The organism is Halorubrum sp. AS12, assembly GCF_051122765.1.
Taxonomy (GTDB): domain Archaea; phylum Halobacteriota; class Halobacteria; order Halobacteriales; family Haloferacaceae; genus Halorubrum; species Halorubrum trapanicum.
Genome location: NZ_CP185385.1, coordinates 488,295 through 507,979, shown reverse-complemented (window position 1 = coordinate 507,979; position 19,685 = coordinate 488,295). Strand labels below are relative to the sequence as shown.

At 70.0% G+C, this 19,685-nt stretch carries 19 protein-coding genes and 3 pseudogenes; 10 read left to right on the top strand and 12 right to left on the bottom strand.

Features of this window, described 5'->3' with window-relative positions; translation table 11 throughout:
* Positions 1-17 precede the first annotated feature (17 nt).
* Entirely contained in the window at positions 18-1,451 is a 1,434-nt protein-coding gene (locus tag ACODNG_RS02580; protein WP_434522313.1) for an FAD-dependent oxidoreductase, read from the top strand.
* A gap of 35 nt (positions 1,452-1,486) precedes the next feature.
* On the opposite strand, the gene ACODNG_RS02575 is transcribed toward ACODNG_RS02580, so the two are convergent.
* From ACODNG_RS02575 to nth, 6 genes and pseudogenes are all read right to left on the bottom strand, one after another.
* A complete protein-coding gene (locus ACODNG_RS02575; RefSeq protein WP_434522312.1) occupies positions 1,487-1,954 on the bottom strand; it encodes a hypothetical protein in 468 nt (155 codons plus the stop codon).
* A pseudogene (locus ACODNG_RS02570) lies at positions 1,951-2,444 on the bottom strand (phosphopantetheine adenylyltransferase). The gene ACODNG_RS02575 and the pseudogene ACODNG_RS02570 overlap by 4 nt, the downstream one beginning before the upstream one ends.
* Before the next feature lie 77 nt (positions 2,445-2,521).
* A complete protein-coding gene (locus tag ACODNG_RS02565) occupies positions 2,522-3,151 on the bottom strand; it encodes a helix-turn-helix domain-containing protein (protein ID WP_434522311.1) in 630 nt (209 codons plus the stop codon).
* 99 nt (positions 3,152-3,250) lie between these two features.
* A complete protein-coding gene (locus ACODNG_RS02560) occupies positions 3,251-4,330 on the bottom strand; it encodes a glutamate--cysteine ligase (protein WP_434522310.1) in 1,080 nt (359 codons plus the stop codon).
* Positions 4,331-4,936: 606 nt separating this feature from the next.
* The gene (locus tag ACODNG_RS02555) at positions 4,937-5,491 is read right to left on the bottom strand and encodes a DoxX family protein (RefSeq protein WP_434522309.1); all 555 of its coding nucleotides are present in this window, start codon (positions 5,489-5,491) and stop codon (positions 4,937-4,939) included.
* Positions 5,492-5,644: 153 nt separating this feature from the next.
* Positions 5,645-6,328: an endonuclease III gene (gene nth, locus ACODNG_RS02550; RefSeq protein WP_434522308.1), complete on the bottom strand. Its 684-nt coding sequence runs from the start codon at positions 6,326-6,328 to the stop codon at positions 5,645-5,647.
* Positions 6,329-6,454: 126 nt separating this feature from the next.
* Here nth and ACODNG_RS02545 point away from each other — a divergent pair, with 126 nt between their 5' ends.
* The 6 genes from ACODNG_RS02545 to trpG all read left to right on the top strand — a co-directional run bounded on the left by ACODNG_RS02545 (position 6,455) and on the right by trpG (position 12,770).
* A complete protein-coding gene (locus ACODNG_RS02545) occupies positions 6,455-7,738 on the top strand; it encodes a tRNA pseudouridine(54/55) synthase Pus10 (protein ID WP_434522307.1) in 1,284 nt (427 codons plus the stop codon).
* A gap of 140 nt (positions 7,739-7,878) precedes the next feature.
* On the top strand, positions 7,879-8,589 hold the full coding sequence (locus ACODNG_RS02540; RefSeq protein ID WP_434522306.1) for a universal stress protein: 711 nt from the start codon (positions 7,879-7,881) through the stop codon (positions 8,587-8,589).
* Between the two features lie 155 nt (positions 8,590-8,744).
* Entirely contained in the window at positions 8,745-9,818 is a 1,074-nt protein-coding gene (gene trpD / locus ACODNG_RS02535) for an anthranilate phosphoribosyltransferase (RefSeq protein ID WP_434522305.1), read from the top strand.
* A complete protein-coding gene (locus ACODNG_RS02530; protein WP_434522304.1) occupies positions 9,818-10,462 on the top strand; it encodes a phosphoribosylanthranilate isomerase in 645 nt (214 codons plus the stop codon). The genes trpD and ACODNG_RS02530 overlap by 1 nt, the downstream gene beginning before the upstream one ends.
* On the top strand, positions 10,459-12,180 hold the full coding sequence (gene trpE / locus ACODNG_RS02525) for an anthranilate synthase component I (RefSeq protein WP_434522303.1): 1,722 nt from the start codon (positions 10,459-10,461) through the stop codon (positions 12,178-12,180). Before ACODNG_RS02530 ends, trpE begins: the two co-directional genes overlap by 4 nt.
* Positions 12,177-12,770 carry an anthranilate synthase component II gene (gene trpG, locus ACODNG_RS02520; RefSeq protein WP_434522302.1) on the top strand — a complete coding sequence of 198 codons (594 nt, stop codon included), beginning with the start codon at positions 12,177-12,179 and terminating at the stop codon, positions 12,768-12,770. The genes trpE and trpG overlap by 4 nt, the downstream gene beginning before the upstream one ends.
* A gap of 12 nt (positions 12,771-12,782) precedes the next feature.
* On the opposite strand, the gene ACODNG_RS02515 is transcribed toward trpG, so the two are convergent.
* The 5 genes and pseudogenes from ACODNG_RS02515 to ACODNG_RS02495 all read right to left on the bottom strand — a co-directional run bounded on the left by ACODNG_RS02515 (position 12,783) and on the right by ACODNG_RS02495 (position 16,545).
* Complete coding sequence (locus tag ACODNG_RS02515; protein ID WP_434522301.1) at positions 12,783-13,556, bottom strand: MogA/MoaB family molybdenum cofactor biosynthesis protein; 774 nt, start codon at positions 13,554-13,556, stop codon at positions 12,783-12,785.
* A gap of 110 nt (positions 13,557-13,666) precedes the next feature.
* Positions 13,667-14,083 (bottom strand): DUF7124 domain-containing protein, encoded by a 417-nt coding sequence (locus ACODNG_RS02510; RefSeq protein WP_434522300.1) that lies wholly within the window; start codon positions 14,081-14,083, stop codon positions 13,667-13,669.
* Between the two features lie 105 nt (positions 14,084-14,188).
* Positions 14,189-14,404, bottom strand: coding sequence for a hypothetical protein (locus ACODNG_RS02505; RefSeq protein ID WP_210113954.1), 216 nt, complete (start codon positions 14,402-14,404; stop codon positions 14,189-14,191).
* Positions 14,405-14,559: 155 nt separating this feature from the next.
* Positions 14,560-15,783 (bottom strand): annotated as a pseudogene (locus ACODNG_RS02500) (NAD(P)/FAD-dependent oxidoreductase); the annotation flags it as partial.
* Between the two features lie 183 nt (positions 15,784-15,966).
* Positions 15,967-16,545, bottom strand: coding sequence for a DUF1684 domain-containing protein (locus ACODNG_RS02495; protein WP_434522299.1), 579 nt, complete (start codon positions 16,543-16,545; stop codon positions 15,967-15,969).
* Between the two features lie 187 nt (positions 16,546-16,732).
* Here ACODNG_RS02495 and ACODNG_RS02490 point away from each other — a divergent pair, with 187 nt between their 5' ends.
* The 3 genes and pseudogenes from ACODNG_RS02490 (at position 16,733) to ACODNG_RS02480 (ending at position 19,001) form a co-directional block, all read left to right on the top strand.
* The gene (locus ACODNG_RS02490; protein WP_434522298.1) at positions 16,733-17,329 is read left to right on the top strand and encodes a DUF6149 family protein; all 597 of its coding nucleotides are present in this window, start codon (positions 16,733-16,735) and stop codon (positions 17,327-17,329) included.
* Positions 17,330-17,437: 108 nt separating this feature from the next.
* Positions 17,438-18,453: pseudogene (locus tag ACODNG_RS02485) on the top strand (AI-2E family transporter).
* Between the two features lie 35 nt (positions 18,454-18,488).
* Positions 18,489-19,001 carry a TspO/MBR family protein gene (locus ACODNG_RS02480; RefSeq protein ID WP_434522297.1) on the top strand — a complete coding sequence of 171 codons (513 nt, stop codon included), beginning with the start codon at positions 18,489-18,491 and terminating at the stop codon, positions 18,999-19,001.
* On the opposite strand, the gene ACODNG_RS02475 is transcribed toward ACODNG_RS02480, so the two are convergent.
* Positions 18,998-19,633, bottom strand: coding sequence for a GNAT family N-acetyltransferase (locus ACODNG_RS02475; protein ID WP_434522296.1), 636 nt, complete (start codon positions 19,631-19,633; stop codon positions 18,998-19,000). The two genes, ACODNG_RS02480 and ACODNG_RS02475, sit on opposite strands and share 4 nt — an antisense overlap.
* Positions 19,634-19,685 lie beyond the last annotated feature (52 nt).

Here is a 19,685-nt window from a genome sequence, read left to right as displayed (position 1 = left end):
TATCGAGCGATCCGTTCGTGGTCGTCGGGGCCGACGCGGCGGGGTTGAGCGCGGCCAGCAAGTTCCGCCGCGAGGCGCCCGACCGCGATGTCGTCGTCTTCGAGAAGGGCCGGTGGATCTCGTACGCCTACTGCGGGATGCCCTACTTCGTCGCCGGCTACGTCGACCGCATGTCGAACCTCCTGTCGCTGTCGCCGAGCGAGGTCGACGAGCGCGGGATCGACCTCCGGCGCGACCGCGAGGTGGTCGCCGTCGACCCCGACGCGAAGCGCGTCACCGTCGAGACGGCCGACGGCGACCGGTTCGAGCAGGCGTACGGCGACCTGCTCGTCGCCACCGGGGCGCGAGCGACCACCGGTCCCTTCGACGTGCGCAGTGTCGACGGCGCGTTCACGCTCCACGACATGGACGCGGCGGCCGCCATCGACGCGTACGTCGCCGAGCCGGAGGCATACGACCCGGCCCGCGCCGACGTGAGCGCGGTCGACCGCGAGCGCGTCGACCGCAACGCGGCGATGCCGGCGCCCGAGACCGCCGCGGTCGTCGGCGGCGGCTACGTCGGCGTCGAGGTCGCGGAGGCGCTCGCGGAGCGCGGCCTCTCGGTCCACGTGTTCCACCGCTCCGGCCACCTCCTCTCGCCGTTCGGCGAGACGGTCGGGAACCGGGTCGAGGCGGCGCTCGAAGCCGAGGGCGTCACCGTCCACACCGACACGCCGGTCGAGGCGCTCGTCGGGGACGGGCGGATCGAGGCGGTCGAGGTCGGCGGCGGTCCAGACGGTGCGTCCCCCGAGCGGATCGCGGTCGACATGGCGGTCGTCGGCGTCGGGATCCGACCGAACACCGACCTCCTCGACGGCACCGGGTTCGACCGCGGGCCGGGAGACGCGATCCGCGTCGACGACCACGGCCGCACCAGCCTTCCGGACGTGTACGCCGCGGGCGACTGCGCGACCGCGCGCCACGCGGTGACCGGGGAACCCGACTGGACGCCGCTCGGACTCACCGCGAACCGCGCCGGGCGGGCCGTCGGCGCGACGGTCGCGGGCGACCCGACGCCCGTCGGCGACATCGCGGGCACCGCGGCCGTCAAAGCGTTCGACACGGAGGCCGCTCGCGTCGGGATCGTCGACCCGGAGGAGGCGGAAGCGGCCGGCTTCGATCCTGTCAGCGAGACGGTGACCGCGGGGTCGCGCTCCGGGTACTACCCGGGCGCGGCCGAGACCGACGTGACGCTCGTCGCCGACCGCGACACCGGGCGACTCCTCGGCGGGAGCATCGTCGGCACCGACCGCGCCGCGATCCGGATCGACACGCTCGCGACGGCCGTCGAGGCGGACATGACCGTCGTCGAGGTCGAGCGGCTGGACCTCGCGTACGCGCCGCCGTTCAGTCCGGTGTGGGACCCGATACTCGTCGCCGCAAAGGTGCTGAACGGGAAACTCGACGACTGAAAGGGGAGTACGCGTCGCGGCGTGATCTGGTCCGCTCAGTCCTCAGTTCGACCGACGACGAATCCGACAACCGCGGCCGCGACGCCGACCGCGACCGCGGCGGCGACCGCGACGCCGAGCGGTTCGGCGACCGCGAGGAGCGGCGGCCCGTCGGCGGCGAACGGGCTAGCGTACGGCGCCGGTCCGACCGCGCGGAGCAGCGTCCCGGCGAAGGGACCGTACGCGAGCAGCACCGTCGGGAGCGCGCCGCCGCCGGTCGCGGCGAACGCGAGCGCGCCCAGCGCCGTCACCGCGGCGAGTCCGCCGGCGGTTTCGGCGGCGCCGATCCCGACCGCGGCGGTCGCGTCGAAGGCGACGTACGACAGCGCCAGTCCGACCGCGCTCCAGACTGTCGCGCGCTCGAAGCCCGTCTCGCCGAGGAGGATCCGGCGTAGCGGCGCGGTGCCGGACTCGGGGGGTTCGGACCCGGCCGCGCCGCCCTCGGTCGCGTTCCCGTCGGTCATTCCGGTCGCGTCGCGCCCCGTCCCTCGCGGTCGGGGGTGAGGTTGCCGTGTTCGTCGATCTCTCCGGCCACGATCCGCGTCGAGGAGATGCGTTTGCCGTCCTCGGCCGCGACGTGGTCGACGATCTCCAGTTCGAGCGGGTCGTGGCCCCGCTCGGCGCGGATCTCGTTGATCCGCTCGCCGCCCGCCTTCGTCTCGGGGGAGACGACGAGCGCGTCGAACTCCGGCTCGACCGCGATGCCGGTCGGCTCGGTCAGCTTCCGGATCTCGTACTCGCGCCCGTGGCGCTCGGCTCGCGGGGCCAGCTCCGCTTCCAGGTCGCGCTCGCGCCGGTCGTAGGGACGGACGTACCGCTCGACGTGTCGGGTCTCCGGCGCTAAGTCGTCGGAAGTGAGTCCGACGGTAACGTCACCCAGCTCGAACGCCCGTTCGAACAGCTTGCGGTGGCCGTCGTGAACGGGGTCGAACGTACCCCCAGCGCGACGTTCATGTCTCTCCGTTGCGCGGGTCGAACTTAAATGGTCCCGAACCGCGGTCGGTCGGCGCTGAAGGGGGTCGCGGTCCGTCTCAGTTCTCGGATTCGCGGTCGTCCGCGTCGCCGCCCTCGTCTTCGTCCGCGTCGCCGCCCTCGTCTTCGTCCGCGTCGTCCTCACCGTCCGCGTCGTCGATCTCGGTTTCGTCCTCGTCGCCCTCGCCGTCGACGGAGATCTGAACCGGTTCGCTGTCGCCGTCGGGCGACTCGCCGCCGAGGCGCCGGTCGAGGTTGAAGACGGCGTTCAGCTCCGCCTGGACGTCGCCGACGACGCCGCGGACCAGCTCGCTCGGCGCGATGGCCTCGTACTCGTAGGGGTTGTTGCCCGCGCCCTCCGCCTTCCGCTTGCCCCGCTCGACGGTGCCCTCGTCGTGGAGTTCGGCGAGCGCCTCGCGGACGGTGCTGGGGTAGAGTCCGGTGCCGTCGGCGACCTCGTCGCTCGTGCTGTGGGGGTTGTCCCGGAGATAGACGTAGATGCGCGCTCGGGTCTCCGTGTCGAGGACCCACGCGAGCAGGTCGACGACGTTGTCGTCGAACCCCTTTACGGCTCGGTCGGCGCCCTCGCCGAGCCGCTCTTTCGTCTTCCGAAGCTCCTCGCGGGTCCGTTCCGTCGGCGACTCCTCCGCGTCGTCTCCCGGCTCGGCAGGTGAATCGTCCGTGGTCATGACGGAAACTGGGGGCTACGCGGGCAAAAGGGTTTCTCGTCGCTTTCGTTCCGACGGAACTTCCCGGCACGGGCGGCCCGCGCCGCCCCTCCCCCGGCGTCAGGCCCGGACGAGGAGGTCCTCTCGCAGCGCGTCGGCGCCCGACTCCTCGCGGATCCGGCGCTGGCGCGCGGCGCCGCTCTCCGCCTCGTACACCTCGCGGATGCCGTCGATTCCGAGTCGGTCGCACTCCGATTCGACGATCTCGCCCAGCGGGGTCGTCCCCTCGCCGTCGCGGTCGACGAACGAGGCGTCGTGGCCGTGCCGGATCGCGCGCCACTTGTTCTCGTCGAGCAGCTCGCGGCGCAGCGTCGTCGGGGACTCGCCGTCCTCGTACCGCGCCGCGTAGTCGACGACCAGCGCGCGGACGTACTCGACCAGGGCGAGCGTCACCTCCGGGTCGCGCTGCGCGTCGGGCGCGCGCACCTCCACGGTGCCGTGACCGGTGTGGGGGCGCACGTCGAACCACAGCTCGCCGCGGTCCGCGATGGAGTCCGTCTCGACCATCCGGCGCTCGTAGCGCTGGAACGCGTCGAAGTCGTCGAACGCAGAGGGAATCCCGGTGTTCGGGAGGTTCTCGAACACCTTCGCGCGGGCCGAGGCCAGCCCGGTGTCGAAGCCGTTCCAGAACGGGGAGTTCGCCGATACGGCGAGCAGCACCGGGCAGTGCCATCGCAGTCGGTTCGCGATCCAGACGGCCTTGTCCGCGTCGTCGACGCCGACGTGGACGTGGAGTCCCGCGGTCGTGTTCCGGTGTTGGGGGTACTGGATCCGATCGAGCTGGGCTTGGTATCGAGGTTTCTGAACGTGGTCGAGTTCGCGCCACTTCGCCGCCGGATGGAGTCCCGCGGCCGCGATGCCGTACCCGTCGGCGTCGGCGTGGTCGACGAGCGCCTCGCGGACGGTCGCGAGTGCGTCTTCGGCCTCCGACGGGTCTTCGATCAGTTCCGTTTGCGCCTCTATCGTACACTCGAACAGCTCGTGGTCGAACCCCTCCGGCACCGCCGCGGGCGGGTCGCGGCCGTACACGAGGTCGTCAGTTCCGGACGTGGGGTAGCCGTCGGCATCGACGATGTAGAACTCCTCCTCGATGCCGAGCGTCCCCATCCGGGAGAACGCGTCCCGCGAACCGAGTTCCATTACGCCTCTGTTCCGCCCGCGCGGTCTTATATGGATTGGAACCCGAAACGGAGCGCCGGTGTCGCGAACGACTATTTAAATGATTCGCGCAGTCGACTCGTCAACTTATAAACGGCGGGCGGTCGCGGTGGCGCGTGCCTGCGAGCGGCCGCCGAAGGCGGTCGCGAGCCAGCACGCGCGAGGGAGTCGGCGGTCCGGAGCGAAGCGGAGGACCGCCGACGAGGCTGGGGAGGCGTGAGGCTGCGGTGCTGTGCTGGGCGGGGCGGGACTCAAAGGGGCAGCCGTGAGGCCGCAGTAGGCGACGTAAGCACCGCAGCGAGCGAAGCGAGCGAGGAGCGCAACGAGCGTACTGCGGTCTCACGGCTGGGGCTTTGGAGGTGTTCGCCGCAGATCCGCTGTTCGCCATTTATAAACGAGCGGCTGGGGCTTTGGAGGTGTTCTCCGTAATCGGGTCTCCGTACTCACCGCGACAGATTGTAACGCCGGCACTCTCCGTCACAAAACCGAGCACAAAAAACGAATCAACGACACCGCGCTTCAACTATCGAAAACGAGTCGGCGGCGCGCGGTCACGCGCCAGATTCCCTCGCCCGACACGGTCCTCGCTTACCCAAGGACGTACCGGAGCGCCGGGAACTTCTCGACGAGCGCCTGCCCGCCGACCTCGATCCGCTCGATGTAGGCGTCCAGCCCGAGGACGCGGCCCGCGCCGAACGCAGCGACCGTGAGGAACACGATCGCGTACACCAGCGTCGAGTCGAACAGGGCGAGGACGTCGCCGCTCCACCCGCCGAGGTAGAACAGCGTCATCTGTAACGCCCCGCCGAGCGCGGCCAGTCGGACGAACGCTCCGGCAATGAGCGCGAGACCGATGAGCAGCTGCGTCGCGGGCACGAACACGTTGACGAACTCCATCAGCGCGGCGTTCGAGGCCATCGCGCCGAACAGCCCGCTGACCGGACTCGCGGGGTCGACGTTCGCGAGGTAGCCCGCGGCGTCGAACGGCCACTCCGAGACCTTCCCGAGACCCGCGAACAGGATCATCCCGCCGATGGTCGCCCGAAGCAGGACGATGAACAGCGCCGACAGCGAGTGCGCCTTCCCCAACAGCGTGATCCCGCCGATCTCTCCGCCGAACTCGTTCGTGTTTTTGGTGGACATTGTGTCTCTCCTCACTTACGGATACGCCGGATAACTGTATAAATCGAGAAGCGAGTTCCCCGTCGCTGGGACGGATTCGACCGGTTCCCCTCATCCGCAGGGTCTTTAAATACTACCCGCCGAACGTCATCGGTCTCTCCCTGTTTCCGTCTCCTACCACGCCTCGCCGCTCGCCAGGTCCACGTCGCCGTCGCCCTTCTCGGAGGGGCAGACGTCGGCGAGCGCGCAGTCCGCGCAGTCGGGGTTGATCGCGGTCCACGTCGCACGGCCGTGGTCGATCATGAGGTGCGTGAACTGCTGCCAGTCGCTCTCGGGGACGATGTCGAGCAGGTCCTGTTCTATCGCCTCCGGGCGCTCCTCCTCGGTGATTCCAAGCCGGCGCGTGAGTCGCTGGACGTGGGTGTCGACGACGATTCCCTCCACAACGTCGTGGCCGTGCTGGAGGACGACGTTGGCTGTCTTGCGGCCCACGCCGGCCAGATCCGTCAGTTCCGACATCGTGTCCGGGACCTCGCCGTCGTGCTCTTCGGCGATGTCCGCGCACGCCGAGCGGATGTACTTCGCCTTGTTGTTGTAGTAGGTGATCGAGTTGATCGCCTCCGCCAGCTCTTCTTGGGGCGCGTTCGCGTACTCCTCGGGCGTCTCGTACGTCTCGAAGAGGTCGGCACACACCTTGTTCACGCGCTCGTCCGTACATTGTGCCGAGAGGATCACGGCGATCAGAAGCTCCAGCCGGTTCGAGTAGTTGAGCGAGATGGTCGAGTCGGGGTACTCCTCGTACAGTCGGTCTAAGACCTCGCCGACCTGCTCTGCCCGCGAGTCGAGTGGCGTTCCCATACGGATCCCCTCCGGCCGGGCGACATTGAACGATCCGACTGCGGGCGTTCTCCCGTCGACGAAAGCGGACGACGGATTCCCCGGCCGAGTAGTAAGACAGTTACCACGCGCCGCGTTTGAGGGCGTATGGACGTACTCGACGTCGCGGCGCGCGCGACCGACACCGGGCCGGTGTGCGACGCCTGTCTCGGCCGGCTCGTCGCCGACCGGAGCTTCGGGCTGTCGAACGCCGAGCGCGGGTCGGCGCTTCGGGTGTCGCTCGCGCTGCGCGACGACGAGGACCACGAGCCGGTCGAAACGGCAGAGTGTTGGGTCTGTGAGGGGCGCTGCGCCGAGTTCGACGAGTGGGCCGACCGCGCCGCGAAGGCGGTCGAGGGTGTCGAGTTCGCCACGTACAACGTCGGCACGCGCCCGCCGCCGCTGATCGAGGAGAACGAGGCCCTGCTCCGCGCGGACGCCGGTCTCGACGAGGACGCGGGCGAGCCGTTCAAATCTGAGTTCAACCGCGAGGTCGGCAAGCGGTTCGGGCGACTCACCGACATCGAGGTCTCCTTCGACCGGCCCGATATCCAGTTCACGATCGATCTGGCCGACGACGAGGTCGACGCGAAGGTGAACTCCACGTTCGTCTACGGCCGGTACCGCAAGCTGGAGCGCGACATCCCGCAGACCGAGTGGCCCTGCCGGGAGTGTAAGGGGTCGGGCCGGCAGGGCGCGGACCCCTGCGACCACTGCGGCGGCTCCGGCTACCTCTACGACGACAGCGTCGAGGAGTACACCGCGCCGGTCGTCGAGGACGTGATGGACGGGACGGAGGCGACGTTCCACGGCGCGGGCCGCGAGGACGTCGACGCCCTAATGTTAGGCACCGGCCGCCCGTTCGTGGTCGAGGTCGAGGAGCCGCGCCGGCGCCGGGTGGACACCGACCGCCTCCAGTCGGACATCAACGCGTTCGCCGACGGCGCGGTCGAGGTCGAGGGACTCCGGCTCGCGACCTACGACATGGTGGAGCGCGTGAAGGAACACGACGCCGCGAAGCGCTACCGCGCGCAGGTGACCTTCGACGCCGACGTCGACGCCGACGCGCTCGCCGAGGCGGTCGCCGAGCTGGAGGGGGCGACCGTCGAGCAGTACACGCCGAACCGGGTGGACCACCGCCGCGCGAGCATCACCCGCGAGCGCGACGTGTACGAGGTGACCGCCGAACGCGACGACCCGCGCCACGCGACCGTCGAGATCCGCGGTGAGGGCGGTCTCTACATCAAGGAGCTGATATCGAGCGACGAAGGCCGGACGGAGCCGAGCCTCGCCGGCCTGCTCGGCGTCGGCGCCGAGGTGACCGCGCTCGACGTGCTCGCCGTGGAGGGAGAAGACGAGCCGTTCGAGCGCGAGGAGTTCTTCCGAGAGTAATGCCAGTCTTCCGGGAGTAATGCCAGTCTTCCGGGAGTGACGCCCCGAGGCTCCCGGCGCTGGGCCTCGCGGCGCGAGCGCTCGGCCGGAACGGGACCGGAACCAACGGGATTTATCTGACGAGCGTCAGACGTTCGCGTATGAACGGGAGCGACGCCGACGGTGGGAGCACCCGAAACGGCGGGACCCGAAACGGCGGCGCCCGCGGTGGGTCGAGCGAGTCGACCGCGAGCGGCGGTTCCGCCGCGGTCGACTCGCTCGCGGTCGGCGACTCCGTGATCGGACCCGCGGTCGACGACGCGGGCGACGTCGCCGCCGCGGCCGACGTGTCGCTGAACGGCGCCGACCGCGCGGAGCGTCCCGACCGCGTCTCCTCGGTCCTCGTCGCGGTCGGTCCCGGCCCGCACTCGGGAGCGACCGTCGACGTCGCGCGGGAGATCGCGGCAGCGACCGACGCGTGGCTCGAACTGTTCCACGTCGTCCCCTCGGACGCGGCGCTCGCCGACGCCGGACCCGACGAGGACGCGAGCGGAACTGCCGCCCCCGCCGACGGTCCCGGCGACGCGGACGGCACCGACTACGTCGCGGCCGGCGAGCGACTCCTCGACGCGGCCGAGGACAGGCTCGGCGGGTTCGACCGCGCCGACCGGTGGCTCGTCGAGGACCGGACCGCGGCGGGCGCGGTCGTCGAGCAGTCGCCCTACTACGACCTGGTCGTCGTAGGCGCGCCGACGACGGGGACGGTCGGCCGGTTCGTCTTCGGCTCCACGACCGACACGGTCGTCGGCGACGCCGAGGTCCCCGTCGTCGTCGTCGAGGCCGACGGGTCGACCGCGCTCGACGCGGAGTAGAGAGTCAGCCGGCGTCCCGGTCTCGCGGTTTCTCGTCTGTCCTTCCCGCTCTCCTGTGTTCTCGTTGCGTGTTACCGATTCTCGTCTCGGCGACAGCGTTAAATTAGTGTACACACTTGTACATCACAACGCGGAATACTACATCGGTGGACACAATGAATCTCAACGACACGGTCGAGCGCGTGACGGACGGGACGGATCTGACCCTCGAGGAGGCGCGCGAGGCCGCGCGGCTCGTCTTCGAGGAGGCGACGGAGGCCCAGATCGGGGCGCTACTCGCCGCGCTCCGCACGAAGGGCGAGACCGAAGCCGAGATCGCCGGGTTCGCGCAGGGAATGCGCGACGCGGCGCGCACGATCGAACCCGAGCGCGAGCCGCTCGTCGACACCTGCGGCACCGGCGGCGACGACTACGACACGATCAACGTCTCGACGACCGCGGCGATCGTCGCCGCGGGTGCGGGTGTGCCGATCGCGAAGCACGGCAACTACTCGGTCTCCTCCTCGTCGGGGAGCGCCGACGTGCTAGAGGTCGCGGGCGCCGATGTCGAGGCCGAACCCCCGGCCGTCGAGGCGGCGATCGAGGAGGACGGGATCGGCTTCATGCTCGCGCCCGTCTTCCACCCGGCGATGAAGGCCGTTATCGGCCCGCGAAAGGAGCTGGGAATGCGGACGATATTCAACGTGCTCGGGCCGCTCACCAACCCAGCCGGCGCCGACGCGCAGGTGCTCGGTGTGTACGACCCCGACCTCGTCCCCGTCATCGCGCGGTCGCTCGCGCACATGCCCGTTGAGCGCGCCCTCGTCGTCCACGGCGCGGGGATGGACGAGATCGGGATCCACGACGAGACGGTCGCCGCCGAGGTCGACGGCGAGGAGGTGACGGAGTTCACCCTCTCGCCGGCGGACCTCGGACTCGACCGCGCCCCGATCGAAGCCGTCGCGGGCGGCACGCCCGAGGAGAACGCCGCGGACCTCCGCGGGATCGTCGACGGCTCCGTGACGGGACCGAAGCGCGACCTAATCTTGGCGAACGCGGGCGCCGCCATCTACGTCGCCGGCGAGACCGAAACGCTCGCGGCGGGCGTCGAGCGCGCCGCCGAGGCGATCGACTCCGGCGCGGCCGCCGAGAAGTTCGCGGCGCTGTGCGGCGACGGCAAAGCGGTTGCGGAGGACGCGGAGGCGACGACGGCGGAGAGCGCGGGGACGACCGCGGAGGACGACGACTGATGGCGCGGGTGAAGATCTGCGGGATCGCCCGGGAGGCAGACCTCCGCGCGGCGGTCGAGGCTGGGGCCGACGCGGTCGGCGTGATCACCGAGGTCCCCGTCGACTCGCCGCGCGAGGTCGACCCCGCGAAGGCGGCGGAGCTGCTCGCGGACGTCCCGCCGTTCGTCACCGCGACGCTCGTGACGATGCCCGACTCCGCCGAGCGCGCGGTCGAGCTCGCCCGGACGGTCGCCCCCGACGCGATCCAGCTCCACGGCGAGTGGACCGTCGACGAACTGCGGTACATTCGGGCCGAAACTGAGCGCAAGGTGCTGCTCACGGTCGACGCCGACGACACCGCCCGCGCCGAGGAGTTGGACGGCGCGGTCGACGCGCTCGTCGTCGACTCCACCGACGACGCCGGCGCGGGCGGCACCGGCGAGACGCACGACTGGCACGCGACCGGCGAGCTCGCCGCGCGGCTCAATACTCCGGTCGTGCTCGCGGGCGGACTCACGGCTGACACGGTCGCCGAGGCGGTCCGCGTCGCCGACCCCTTCGCGGTCGACGTCGCCTCGGGCGTCGAACTCGAGGGGGGCCGGAAGGACCACAACGCGGTGGCCCGGTTCGTCGCCAACGCGGGTCGGGAGATGGAGCTGGCATGAGCGACGCGTCCCCTCCCCTCGACCGCTCGAAGGCCGAGTTTGTCGATCTCGCGGCCGACGCCGAGAAGCCGGTCGTCGTCCGGGCGTCGGTCTCGCTCGACGCCGACGTGACCCCGCTCGGGGCGTACGCGACGCTGGTCGGCGAGGGACCGTACGGGTTCCTCCTCGAGTCCGGCGAGAAGGTCGCCTCCAGCGACCCCGACGGCGCGTTCACGTCGGGCGGGAAGGCGGACAGGCACGCCCGCTACTCGTTCGTCGGCTACGACCCCGAGGCGATCGTCTCGGTCCACCCGGACCGCACCGAGGTGACCGAACTCGGCCCGGCGGCCGAGTTCGTCGGGGCTGGATCCGCCGGCGACGAGGGATCTGCCGGCGACGAGGGGTCCGCCGGCAACGAGGGGTCCGAGGCGACCGCTCCCGGTCTCGGTCCCGAAGCGGGCGACGCGGTCGACCGCGTCCGCGCCGCGTTCCCGGACGTGAGCCTCCGCGGGTTCCCCGACACCGACCGACAGATACTCTCCGGCGGGTTCGTCGGGTTCCTCGCGTACGAGGCCGTCTACGACCTCTGGCTGGAGGAGGTCGGCGTCGACCGCCCCGAGACCGAGTTCCCGGACGCGGAGTTCGCGCTCACGACGCGCACCGTCGTCTTCGACGAGAAGGAGGGCGGCGCCGAACTCGTTTTTACCCCGGTGATCGGCGTCGACGACGACCCGGGCGCGGTGTACGACGACCTCGTCGCGGAGGCCGAGCGCGTCGCGACCGAACTGCGCGCGGCCGAGCCGCCGGACCCCGACGGGGTCCGCGTGCGCGAGGAGTCCGCTGACCCGCGCGAGGAGTACGAGGAGGCGGTCCGAACCGCCAAGCAACACGTCCTCGACGGCGACATCTATCAGGGCGTGATCTCGCGCAGCCGCGAGCTCCGCGGCGAGGTCGACTCGCTCGGGCTGTACGCGGCGCTCCGCGACGTGAACCCCTCGCCGTACATGTACGTGCTGCGCCACGACGACCGGACTGTCGTCGGCGCCAGCCCGGAGACGCTCGTGTCGGTGCAGGGCGACCGCGTCGTCTCGAACCCCATCGCGGGCACCTGCCCGCGCGGGACCAGCCCCGTCGAGGACCGGCGGCTCGCGGGCGAGATGCTCGCGGACGGGAAGGAGCGCGCCGAACACACGATGCTCGTCGACCTCGCGCGCAACGACGTGCGGCGCGTCTCGGAGCCGGGGTCGGTCCGCGTCGAGGAGTTCATGAACGTGCTGAAATACAGCCACGTCCAGCACATCGAGTCGACCGTGACCGGGACGCTCGCGGCCGACGCGGACGCGTTCGACGCGACGCGCGCGACGTTCCCCGCGGGGACGCTCACCGGCGCGCCGAAGGTGCGCGCGATGGAGATCATCGACGACCTCGAAACGACGCCGCGGGAGGCGTACGGCGGCGGCGTCGGCTACTACGCGTGGACCGGGGACGCCGACTTCGCGATCGTGATCCGGACCGCGACGCTCGACGAGTCGGGCGACGACTCGATCGTCGGCGTGCGCGCCGGCGCGGGTCTCGTCGCCGACTCCGACCCGGCCGCGGAGTACGAGGAGACCGAACAGAAGATGGACGGCGTGTTGACCGCGATCGACCGGATCCGCGAGGAGACCGGAGAAGGAGGCGACGCGGCCGATCCGGGCGACGACGAACCGCTCGCCACCGGTTCGGAGGCGGAGCGATGAGGGTCGTCGTCGTCGACAACTTCGACTCGTTCACCTACAACCTCGTCGAGTACGTCTCCGACCAGACGGTCGACGGCGAGTCGGTCGGCGTCGAGGTGTTCAAAAACACCGCGTCGCTCGCGGAGATCGAGGGCGCGGAGCCGGACGCGGTGATCGTCAGCCCCGGACCGGGCCACCCGAAGAACGACCGCGACGTGGGCGTGACGATGCCGGTGTTGCGCAACCTCTCACAACGAGTTCCGACGCTCGGGGTCTGTCTCGGGCTGGAGGCGGCCGTCCACGAGTACGGCGGGACGGTCGGGCACGCCCCGGAGCCGGTCCACGGCAAGGCGTTCGCCGTCGACCACGACGGGAAAGGGGTGTTCCGCGGGCTGGAACAGGGGTTCCGGGCCGGCCGCTACCACTCGCTGGCGGCCACCGAGGTGCCCGACGCGTTCGCCGTGTCGGCCACCACGGACCACGACGGCGAGTCGATCGTGATGGGGATCCGGCACCGCGAACACCCGATCGAGGCGGTTCAGTTCCACCCGGAGAGCGTGCTGACCGGGTCCGGTCACGACCTCATCCGCAACTTCCTCACCGCCGTCTGAGGCGACGGCGCGTCAGGCCTCTTCGCTCGCCGACTCGTCGTCGCCTGGCCCGTCCTCGCTTCCCTCACCGTCGTCGCCTGGCCCGCCCTCACCTTCTTCCTCGTCGTCGAGCCCGCGCCCGGCGAGCCCTGCGAGATGGCCGACCTCGGGGATGACGATCTCGTCGATCCCGAGCCGGACCGCGTTCTCGGAGCCGGGGAGACAGAACACCGGCGTCGCGGAGACGACACCGGCGGTCGCGCGCGACCCGATCGTGCGCGTCCCGACCTCCTCGTAGGAGAGCCGACGGAACAGCTCGCCGAACCCGGGGAGCGGTTTCGCGAACAGCCCGCGGACCGCCTCGGGCGTGACGTCGTCCGGCGTGACGCCGGTGCCGCCGGTGGTCACCACCGCGTCCGTGTCTTTCCGGCGAGCGAGCCTGTCGACGGTCCCCTGAACGCTGTCGTAGTCGTCCGGAATCAGCTCGCGGACGGCGACTTCGTGGCCCGCCTCCTCGAAGGCGGCCGCGACGTAGTCGCCCGCCGGGTCCTCGTCCACGCCGCGCGACGACGACACGGTGACGACCGCGACCGCGACCGAGTCGACGTCGTGGTCGTGGTGGTCGTGGTCGGCGTCCCCGTCGTGGTGATGACCGTGGTCGGCGGCCTCGTCGTGGTCGGCGTCTCCGTCGTGGTGATGACCGTGTTCGTCGGCCTCGTCGTGGTCGTGCTGACGGCCGTGATCGTCTTGGTCGTGTCCGTAACTGTGGTCCTGACCGCTGTCGTCGGCCTCGTCGTGATCGGTCATGGCTCCGCGTTCGTCGCCCCGGTCAAAACACCTCCCGGTCGCGGGCGCCGCGATGGCTCCCTCCCGGCGACCGCGACAGTTCTCCGCCGGGAGTTCGCACCGACCGCGGTTTAGGGCCAGTCGTCGCGGGCCTGCTCCTCGGGCGCCTCGTCGACCGACTCCCCGGTCGCGAGCGTCCACCCCGCGGCCTCGGCAGCGTCCTCGACGTGGAGGAACTCCCAGCCGGTCGCGTCGGCGACCGCCTCGTCCTCGTCGTCGACCCCCACGAAGACGTGCCGGTCCGTGTCGAACTGCCCGCTGATGTTCTCCAGGCTCTCTTCGACGCCGCGCGGCCCCGAGAAGAAGTCCTGTCGCACCCGGTGTTTCCGCGTGAAGTTCGTGACGACGTAGGTCGGCTTCTCGCTGACGACACCGACGTACTCCGTCCACTGTCGGGCGTTGTTGAACACCGCGTTGGGGTCCGCGAGCGCTTTCAGCGCCTCCAACTCGAACGCCAGCGTCATGTCTGTGGATCCGCCGCTGTCCATGCGCCCCGCTTGCTCCCGGCCGGCGAAAACAACTTCGCTTCCGCGCGGGCGGCGACCTCGACGGCTCACCGAGACCCGAGCGCCGCTACCGCGGCCCGGACGTCGTCACCGCGACCGAACGAGGTAGTATTCGGTGAACTTCACCACGTCCCCGTCGCCGAGGTCGCCGGTCTCCGGCGCCGTCCACGGCTCGCCCGCCAGCTCCCGCACGACGCCCTGCTCGTCGTCGTCCAGCTCGTCGTAGTGGCGGACCCGCGCGTCGGACGGGACGCGACCGGTGCGGCGGAGCCGTACCTGTCGCCCGGTGTCTCTAAGTGACATGTGGTACCGTACACCACGATTAATCATAAACGTTTCGCGGCGCGCGGCGATTCGTCGGTCTCGTCCGGCTCACGGACGCGACACCCGGGTCTCGGCGGTCGTCGCACGAACGAAGGAGAAGCGAGACCGCGGTCCGCGATTACTGCTCGGTCGGGGCCGCCGAGATCGTCGACCGAGAAGCCGGGCTCCATGAGGCGGTCCTTCTGGTCGCTCACGTCGCGGCCCTCGCGCATCAGCTGCTTGAACGCGGACTGCGGCGAGAGGTCGCCGATGAGCACGCCGCCGACGACCTTCCCGTCCTTCAGAGCGACGCGGCGCCACTCGCTCTCGGCGGTGGTCGCCTCCACGGAGTCGTCACCGAGCGTCGGGTGGCCGAAGGAGAGGAACGGGAAGTCGAAGTGCGTGATCGAGTACGAGGAGACCCACTCGAACGCCTCGCTGCCGTACTCGACCATGTTCCGGGCGGCGATCGTCCCCTGCTCTTTGGCCGATCCCCACGAGCCGTTCTTCGCCTGCTCGCCGAGGAGCAGGTCGTTGAACGTCGTGATGTCGCCCGCGGCGTACACGTTGTCGACGTTGGTTCGCATGAACTCGTCGACGACGATGCCGTCGTCGAGTTCGAGCGGCGTGTCCTCGACGAGTTCGGTGTTGAAGTTCAGCCCGATGGCGACGCCCGCGAAGTCGCACTCGTAGCGCTCGCCGTTCGGGTCAACTGCGGCCTCGACGTGGTCGTCGTCGTCGACCTCGAAGCGGTCGACGCCGGAGTCGAAGACGGGTTCGACGCCGCGCTCGCGCATCGCCTCGTGCATGATCTCCGCGCCCTCCTCGGAGAGCGCGTAGCGCCACCAGTTGTCGCCGCGCATCAGGTACTTCGCCTCGACGTCCTGCGCGCCGCAGATGGCCGCGAAGTCGATACCGAGGAGTCCGGCGCCGACGATGACGCCCTTCTCGGCGCCCTCGACGCTCTCTTTGATGTTGCGGGCGTCCTGGAACGTCCAGAAGTGGTGGATCCCGTCGGCGTCGGCGTTCTCGACCGGGAGCTGCTGGGGGGTGCCGCCGATCGCGAGCAGGAGGGAGTCGTACTCGAAGGTTTTTCCCTCGTGGGTGTGGACCGCGTCGTTCTCGACGTCGATGTCCACGACGACGGTGTTGAGTCGGAGGTCGACGTCGTGCTCGTCGTACCAGTCCTCCTGGTGGATCGATATCGGCGCCTCGGGGAGCTTCCCTTTCGCGTACTCTTTGATCAGAATCCGGTTGTAGAGGGACTCCCCCTCGTCCGTGAGAACCGTGATCTCGGCGTCGGGCGCTTCCTCGCGGAGCGTCTCGGCCGCGGACGCGCCCGCGATACCGTCACCGACGATCACGTACGAATCGCTCATGCCCCGGCGTTCGGATTCATGGTTAATGTGGGTTGTCATCCGCGTCGGTACCGTGCGAAAGAGACTCACACTCGCCGGAAAAAGCGCACTGGGACCGCTCTCGCGTCGGACGCCGCGGCCCACTCGCCGACCCCCGCTACCGGTCAGTGATCTGCGCTGCCGGTGAGTAATCTGCGCCGCCGGTCAGTGATCCGCGCCGGCCGGCTCCGCGGGGAACTCCTTTTCGCCCGCCTCGATGGCGACGTCGAGCCAGTTCTCTGTCGGGACGAGCGGACACTCGTAGGCGTGGTTGTACGCGCACGTCGGGTTGTACGCCAGGTTGAAGTCCAGCACCCACTCGCCGTCGACGCGGTCCCGTTCCGGCTCCAGATCGAGGTAGCGGCCCGCGCCGTACGTCGCCTCGCCGCTGGTCGCGTCGCGGAAGGGCACCCAAAATCGGTCGTCGCCGTCGGTGGGGCGGTACGCCTGAAGCGTCGCCGACTCCCCGTCGACCTCGAACCGGAACTCCCCCCAGCGGCGGTACGTCTGCTCGCCGTCGGCGGTCGTCTCGACGGTGACGGTCTCCTTCTCGTCGTGTTCGTGAAGCGGGAGGACGAACCGGTACGCCGGGTCCGGATCGAAGTACGCCAGCCCGGGAAAGGCGTCGCCCCGCATCGAGACCGGCAGCGGCGACCGCGCCGACTCGCGGAACTGCTGGGCCTTCGCCCGTCGCTGTGCCTCCACCTGCCCCGCCCAGTCGTCGTCGCCCTCGCTCGATGCCATATCTACGTCGATATTGTTCGCTGAGCGCAATAACAGTTCCGCGGCGCGGCCGGGGGCGTGCACGGCCACGGTTCCGGTCGGGGGGCGCACACGGCCACAGTTCCGGTCGGGGGCGCGCACAGCTCGGTCGGCGTCGCGGGGGGTCGCGACGCCACAGATTCAAGAGCGTCCCGGCCCAACCGGACGTATGAAAATCCGGCAGAACATCCGCCACTGGGCCGCCAAGAAGGCGTTGACCACGCCGGTGGTCGGCGACGTCGCCAACGACAAGCTCGTCGACCTCCACACGAGCATCTTCCTCAACAAGGCCGACGAGGACCGACGCGAGGAGCGTCGCGACCACCTCGACAGCTTCTTCGACGCGACGATGGACACGTACGTCGCCGCCCTGGAGTCCGGGTTCCCGGAGGCCGAGGCCCGCGAGATCACCCACGTCCAGGCGAACTTCGACTTCTTCAACCACGGCTGGACGGAGATGATGGAGATCCCGGGCGACGAGCTGGAGGCGCACTACCGCCGGTACGACTCGTTCTTCTCGGAGTACGGGATCACGATCGATGACCCGCTGGGCGAGTTCCGCCCGCCCGAGGGCGTCGTCGAGGCGCCCGAGACGCCCGAGAAGCTCGACTCGCCGGAGTACGAGAACGCGCTGGCCGGCTTCGCCGACGACGTGTACGTCGAGACCGACGACGGGGAAACGATCGCCGGCGGCGACACGGAAGAGCCGGACGAGGTCGACGCCGCGACCGCGCCCGGACTCGACGAGGACGAGGCGAGCGCCTGACCCCGGTCGACTCGGCCGGTTTCCGCCCGTTCTGACGTCGGTCCGCGCGACCGCGGCGTCGCGTTCGTTCCCGGGCACGTTTATAATCCGCCGGAGAGACGGAGGCGTATGAACCGCGGGCAATCGTTCCTGCTTCTCCTCATGGGGTCGGTGGCGCTGCTGACCCTCTTCGTCATCCTCCCGTTCGTCGAGTACGTGATCGCCTCGGCGATCCTCGCGTTCATCCTCTACCCGTTCCACCGCCGGCTCACCCGGTGGCTCCGGAAGCGGGTCTCACAGCGGTTCGGAGAGATGCTGTCGGCGATGGTCCTCATCCTCTCGTCTATCGTCGCCGTCATCCTCCCGCTCGCGTACATCACGTGGGTGTTCGTCCGGGACCTCACCGCCATCGCCTCCGGGGAGACCGCGATCGACGTCGCGGCGATAGAAGCCGAGATCGCGGCGTACACCGGGCAGGACCCGGAGATCGGTGACGCGCTCCAGACTATCGGCGAACTCCTCGTCCAGACGCTGTTCGGCGGGTTAAGCGGCGTTCTCACCACGACGATACGCGCCTCGGTCGGGCTGTCGCTCGCGCTCTTCTTAGTGTACTACACCCTCATCGACGGCCCGGCGTTCGTCAGGTGGCTCCGGGATACGAGTCCGCTCCCCCGGACGTCACCGCCGACCTCGTCGACCGCGTCGACGTGATGACCCGCGGCGTCGTCATCGGCCACATCTCGGTCGCGCTCCTTCAGGCCCTCGTCGCCGGTCTCGGGCTGTGGGCCGCCGGGATCCCGAACGTGGTGTTCTGGACGTTCGTGATGGCGGTGCTGGCGCTGTTGCCGCTCATCGGCGCCTTCTTCGTGTGGGGACCGGCGGCCGCGTACCTCGTGATCATCGACGAGGTGACGGCCGGAATCTTCCTCGCGGTGTACGGCGTCGCGGTGATCGCGATGGTGGACAACTACGCCCGTCCGCTCGTCATCGACCAGCAGGCGCACCTCAACCCCGCGATCATCCTCCTCGGCGTGTTCGGCGGGATCTACTCGGTCGGGTTCACCGGTCTCTTCGTTGGTCCCATCGTGATCGGCGTGCTCGCCGCGACGCTGGAGACGTTCCGCGAGGATTACGACACGATCTGAGCGATATTTAAGCCGTGACGCGGCCAACGACGGCCATGGCGACGACAGCGACCTCCCGACTCCCGGACCGACGCGACGTCCTCCTCATCGCCGCCGCGGCGGTCGGAGTCAATCTGATCGGCGCGCTCGGCGTCCCGTTCACGGCCACGGAGAGCGCGTGGTTCGCGGCGCTGGAACTGCCGGGATTTTACCCGCCCGGCTGGGCGTTCGGCGTCGTCTGGCCGATCCTGTATGCGCTGTGCGGCGCGGCGGCCGCGCTCGTCTACCTCGCCGGGCGCGACGGCGCGGCGCCGACCGGACGCGTGCGGACCGCACACGCGCTGTTCGGCGTCCAACTCGCCGTCAACGTCGCGTGGTCGCCGGTCTTCTGGGGACTCGAACGCGCCGACCTCGGACTCGTCGTCCTCGCCGTCCTCCTCCCCTTGGTCGTCGCGACGATCCGGGCCTTCGACCGCGTCGACCGGCGGGCCGCGGCGCTACTGGTCCCGTACCTCGCGTGGGTCTGTTTCGCGACCGCGCTCAACTACGCCATCTGGGCGCTCAATTAGCGCTCGGCTCCCGACTCCGTCGCGCCGTCGACCGACGGCGGCCCGCGATCCAGTCGCTCGGCGACGAACCGCCGCTCGGCGCGGCTCAGTTCCCCGTCCGTCTCGCGGAACGCCGCCATTCCGTCGCGGTATCGCTCGGGGTCGACGCGCGCGGGTCTCGCGGTCGGCCGTGCCAGCTCTAACTCGGCGAGTCCCGTTCGCTCGCCCGTGTACCCGAAGCCGCACTTGTGACACGCCTCGTACGCGAACGGGTTGTTCACGGCGATCTTCACGCGGTCGAAGCCGTCGGCGGCCAGGTCGGCGACGGTCTCGTCTATCAGCCGCGGGCCGATCCCCTCGCCGCGCCGCGCGGCGTGAACCGTGACGTACCGCAGCCGACAGCAGTCGGGGTCGGTCCGGTCGGGTGAGAAGGAGACGGCCGCGATCACGTCCTCGTCGAACGCCTCGGAATCGACCGTGTCGGGGAGCGGTTCGTCGGGTTCCCAGTCCGGCGCGGCCGGGCCGCCGCCCGGCGTTCGAATCACCGACTTCCCCGGCCCCCCGACGACGAACTTCCCGGCGTACGCGAACGCTCGGTAGTCCAGCCGCAGGGTCTCGCCCTCGTCCGGGCGACCCACGAGCGCGTACTCCATGGGCGTCGTACGGCGGCGAGCGGCTAAATAGGGTCGGTGGCTCTTTGTCCGC

Bases quoted from the DNA above. Each gene is read 5' to 3' on its own strand.
- ACODNG_RS02575 (WP_434522312.1), bottom strand. From the start codon at position 1,954: ATGACCGACGGGAACGCGACCGAGGGCGGCGCGGCCGGGTCCGAACCC.
- ACODNG_RS02565 (WP_434522311.1), bottom strand. From the start codon at position 3,151: ATGACCACGGACGATTCACCTGCCGAGCCGGGAGACGACGCGGAGGAG.
- ACODNG_RS02560 (WP_434522310.1), bottom strand. From the start codon at position 4,330: ATGGAACTCGGTTCGCGGGACGCGTTCTCCCGGATGGGGACGCTCGGC.
- ACODNG_RS02555 (WP_434522309.1), bottom strand. From the start codon at position 5,491: ATGTCCACCAAAAACACGAACGAGTTCGGCGGAGAGATCGGCGGGATC.
- nth (WP_434522308.1), bottom strand. From the start codon at position 6,328: ATGGGAACGCCACTCGACTCGCGGGCAGAGCAGGTCGGCGAGGTCTTA.
- ACODNG_RS02545 (WP_434522307.1), top strand. From the start codon at position 6,455: ATGGACGTACTCGACGTCGCGGCGCGCGCGACCGACACCGGGCCGGTG.
- ACODNG_RS02540 (WP_434522306.1), top strand. From the start codon at position 7,879: ATGAACGGGAGCGACGCCGACGGTGGGAGCACCCGAAACGGCGGGACC.
- trpD (WP_434522305.1), top strand. From the start codon at position 8,745: ATGAATCTCAACGACACGGTCGAGCGCGTGACGGACGGGACGGATCTG.
- ACODNG_RS02530 (WP_434522304.1), top strand. From the start codon at position 9,818: ATGGCGCGGGTGAAGATCTGCGGGATCGCCCGGGAGGCAGACCTCCGC.
- trpE (WP_434522303.1), top strand. From the start codon at position 10,459: ATGAGCGACGCGTCCCCTCCCCTCGACCGCTCGAAGGCCGAGTTTGTC.
- trpG (WP_434522302.1), top strand. From the start codon at position 12,177: ATGAGGGTCGTCGTCGTCGACAACTTCGACTCGTTCACCTACAACCTC.
- ACODNG_RS02515 (WP_434522301.1), bottom strand. From the start codon at position 13,556: ATGACCGATCACGACGAGGCCGACGACAGCGGTCAGGACCACAGTTAC.
- ACODNG_RS02510 (WP_434522300.1), bottom strand. From the start codon at position 14,083: ATGGACAGCGGCGGATCCACAGACATGACGCTGGCGTTCGAGTTGGAG.
- ACODNG_RS02505 (WP_210113954.1), bottom strand. From the start codon at position 14,404: ATGTCACTTAGAGACACCGGGCGACAGGTACGGCTCCGCCGCACCGGT.
- ACODNG_RS02495 (WP_434522299.1), bottom strand. From the start codon at position 16,545: ATGGCATCGAGCGAGGGCGACGACGACTGGGCGGGGCAGGTGGAGGCA.
- ACODNG_RS02490 (WP_434522298.1), top strand. From the start codon at position 16,733: ATGAAAATCCGGCAGAACATCCGCCACTGGGCCGCCAAGAAGGCGTTG.
- ACODNG_RS02480 (WP_434522297.1), top strand. From the start codon at position 18,489: ATGGCGACGACAGCGACCTCCCGACTCCCGGACCGACGCGACGTCCTC.
- ACODNG_RS02475 (WP_434522296.1), bottom strand. From the start codon at position 19,633: ATGGAGTACGCGCTCGTGGGTCGCCCGGACGAGGGCGAGACCCTGCGG.